This is a genomic window from Shewanella sp. Sh95, from assembly GCF_001308045.1.
In the GTDB taxonomy this organism is placed as follows: domain Bacteria; phylum Pseudomonadota; class Gammaproteobacteria; order Enterobacterales; family Shewanellaceae; genus Shewanella; species Shewanella xiamenensis.
Window position 1 is genome coordinate 1 of sequence record NZ_LGYY01000063.1, and the last position, 2,940, is coordinate 2,940.

At 51.4% G+C, this 2,940-nt stretch carries 1 rRNA gene; it reads right to left on the bottom strand.

Annotation, left to right across the window (positions count from 1 at the left end):
- Positions 1–34: 34 nt before the first annotated feature.
- A 23S ribosomal RNA gene (locus AEA42_RS05250) occupies positions 35–2,927 on the bottom strand.
- Positions 2,928–2,940 lie beyond the last annotated feature (13 nt).

A 2,940-nucleotide genomic window follows, 5' to 3' on the forward strand; every position in this document is an offset into this window, starting at 1 on the left:
CTAAGTGCTACTTAGCAAAACCCATCTGGGTTGTATGGTTAAGCCTCTCGAGTCATTAGTATCAGTTAGCTCAACGCCTCACAACGCTTACACACCTGACCTATCAACGTCCTAGTCTCGAACGGCTCTTTAGTGGACTTATAGTCCAAGGGATGACTCATCTTGGGGCTCGCTTCCCGCTTAGATGCTTTCAGCGGTTATCGATTCCGAACATAGCTACCGGGCAATGCCATTGGCATGACAACCCGAACACCAGCGGTTCGTTCACTCCGGTCCTCTCGTACTAGGAGCAACTCCCCTCAATCATCCAACGCCCACGGCAGATAGGGACCGAACTGTCTCACGACGTTCTGAACCCAGCTCGCGTACCACTTTAAATGGCGAACAGCCATACCCTTGGGACCGACTTCAGCCCCAGGATGTGATGAGCCGACATCGAGGTGCCAAACACCGCCGTCGATATGAACTCTTGGGCGGTATCAGCCTGTTATCCCCGGAGTACCTTTTATCCGTTGAGCGATGGCCCTTCCATTCAGAACCACCGGATCACTATGACCTACTTTCGTACCTGCTCGACGTGTCTGTCTCGCAGTTAAGCTGGCTTATGCCATTGCACTAACCGTACGATGTCCGACCGTACTTAGCCAACCTTCGTGCTCCTCCGTTACTCTTTGGGAGGAGACCGCCCCAGTCAAACTACCCACCAGGCACTGTCCTTACCCCAGATAATGGGGCCAAGTTAGAACATCAACACTACAAGGGTGGTATTTCAAGGACGACTCCATCAGAACTAGCGTTCCAACTTCATAGTCTCCCACCTATCCTACACATGTAGGGTCAATGTTCAGTGCCAAGCTATAGTAAAGGTTCACGGGGTCTTTCCGTCTAGCCGCGGGTATACGGCATCTTCACCGCAATTTCAACTTCACTGAGTCTCGGCTGGAGACAGCGTGGCCATCATTACGCCATTCGTGCAGGTCGGAACTTACCCGACAAGGAATTTCGCTACCTTAGGACCGTTATAGTTACGGCCGCCGTTTACCGGGGCTTCGATCATGAGCTTCTCTTGCGATAACCCAATCAATTAACCTTCCGGCACCGGGCAGGCGTCACACCGTATACTTCCTCTTGCGAGTTTGCACAGTGCTGTGTTTTTGATAAACAGTTGCAGCCACCTGGTATCTGCGACTCCCGTCAGCTTAGAGAGCAAGTCTCATCACCAACAGGAGCGTACCTTCTCCCGAAGTTACGGTACCATTTTGCCTAGTTCCTTCAGCCGAGTTCTCTCAAGCGCCTTGGTATTCTCTACCCGACCACCTGTGTCGGTTTGGGGTACGATTCCCGCTAACCTGAAGCTTAGAAGATTTTCCTGGAAGCATGGCATCAACTACTTCATCCCCTTGGGGACTCGTCATCAGCTCTCAGTGTATAGTGACCCGGATTTGCCTAAGTCACCCACCTACCACCTTAAACGCGGACTACCAACGCCGCGCTAGCCTAGCCTTCTCCGTCTCTCCATCGCAGTTAGCGGAAGTACAGAAATATTAATCTGTTTCCCATCGATTACGCCTTTCGGCCTCACCTTAGGGGTCGACTCACCCTGCCCCGATTAACGTTGGACAGGAACCCTTGGTCTTTCGGCGAGGGGGTTTTTCACCCCCTTTATCGTTACTCATGTCAGCATTCGCACTTCTGATACCTCCAGTGTGGGTTACCCCTTCACCTTCAACGGCTTACAGAACGCTCCTCTACCGCGCAACTCTAATGAATTGCACCCGTAGCTTCGGTGGTATGTTTAGCCCCGTTACATCTTCCGCGCAGGCCGACTCGACTAGTGAGCTATTACGCTTTCTTTAAATGATGGCTGCTTCTAAGCCAACATCCTAGCTGTCTAAGCCTTCCCACATCGTTTCCCACTTAACATACACTTTGGGACCTTAGCTGACGGTCTGGGTTGTTTCCCTTTTGACGACGGACGTTAGCACCCGCCGTCTGTCTCCCGAGTAGTACTCATTGGTATTCGGAGTTTGCAAAGGGTTGGTAAGTCGGGATGACCCCCTAGCCTTAACAGTGCTCTACCCCCAATGGTATTCGCTCGAGGCGCTACCTAAATAGCTTTCGAGGAGAACCAGATATCTCCCGGTTTGATTGGCCTTTCACCCCCAGCCACAAGTCATCCGCTAATTTTTCAACATTAGTCGGTTCGGTCCTCCAGTTGATGTTACTCAACCTTCAACCTGCCCATGGCTAGATCACCGGGTTTCGGGTCTACGCCTTGCAACTAAACGCGCAGTTAACACTCGGTTTCCCTACGGCTCCGCTATTCGCTTAACCTCGCTACAAAACGTAAGTCGCTGACCCATTATACAAAAGGTACGCAGTCACGGTCTCAAGAACCGCTCCCACTGCTTGTACGTATACGGTTTCAGGTTCTATTTCACTCCCCTCACAGGGGTTCTTTTCGCCTTTCCCTCACGGTACTGGTTCACTATCGGTCAGTCAGGAGTATTTAGCCTTGGAGGATGGTCCCCCCATATTCAAACAGGATATCACGTGTCCCGCCTTACTCGTTTTCATCAAAGGTTAGTTTTCGTGTACGGGGCTATCACCCTGTGCCGCTGGACTTTCCAGACCATTCCACTAACACCCCTCTGACTTAAGGGCTAATCCCCGTTCGCTCGCCGCTACTAGGGGAATCTCGGTTGATTTCTTTTCCTAAGGGTACTTAGATGTTTCAGTTCCCCTCGTTTGCCTCATGTAGCTATGTATTCACCACATGATGACCGCTTATGCGGCCGGGTTCCCCCATTCGGACATCGTTAGCTCAAATGCTTGTTACTAGCTCGCCAACGCTTTTCGCAAGTTACTACGTCCTTCATCGCCTCTGACTGCCAAGGCATCCACCGTATACGCTTAGTCGCTTAACCATACAACCCAAAT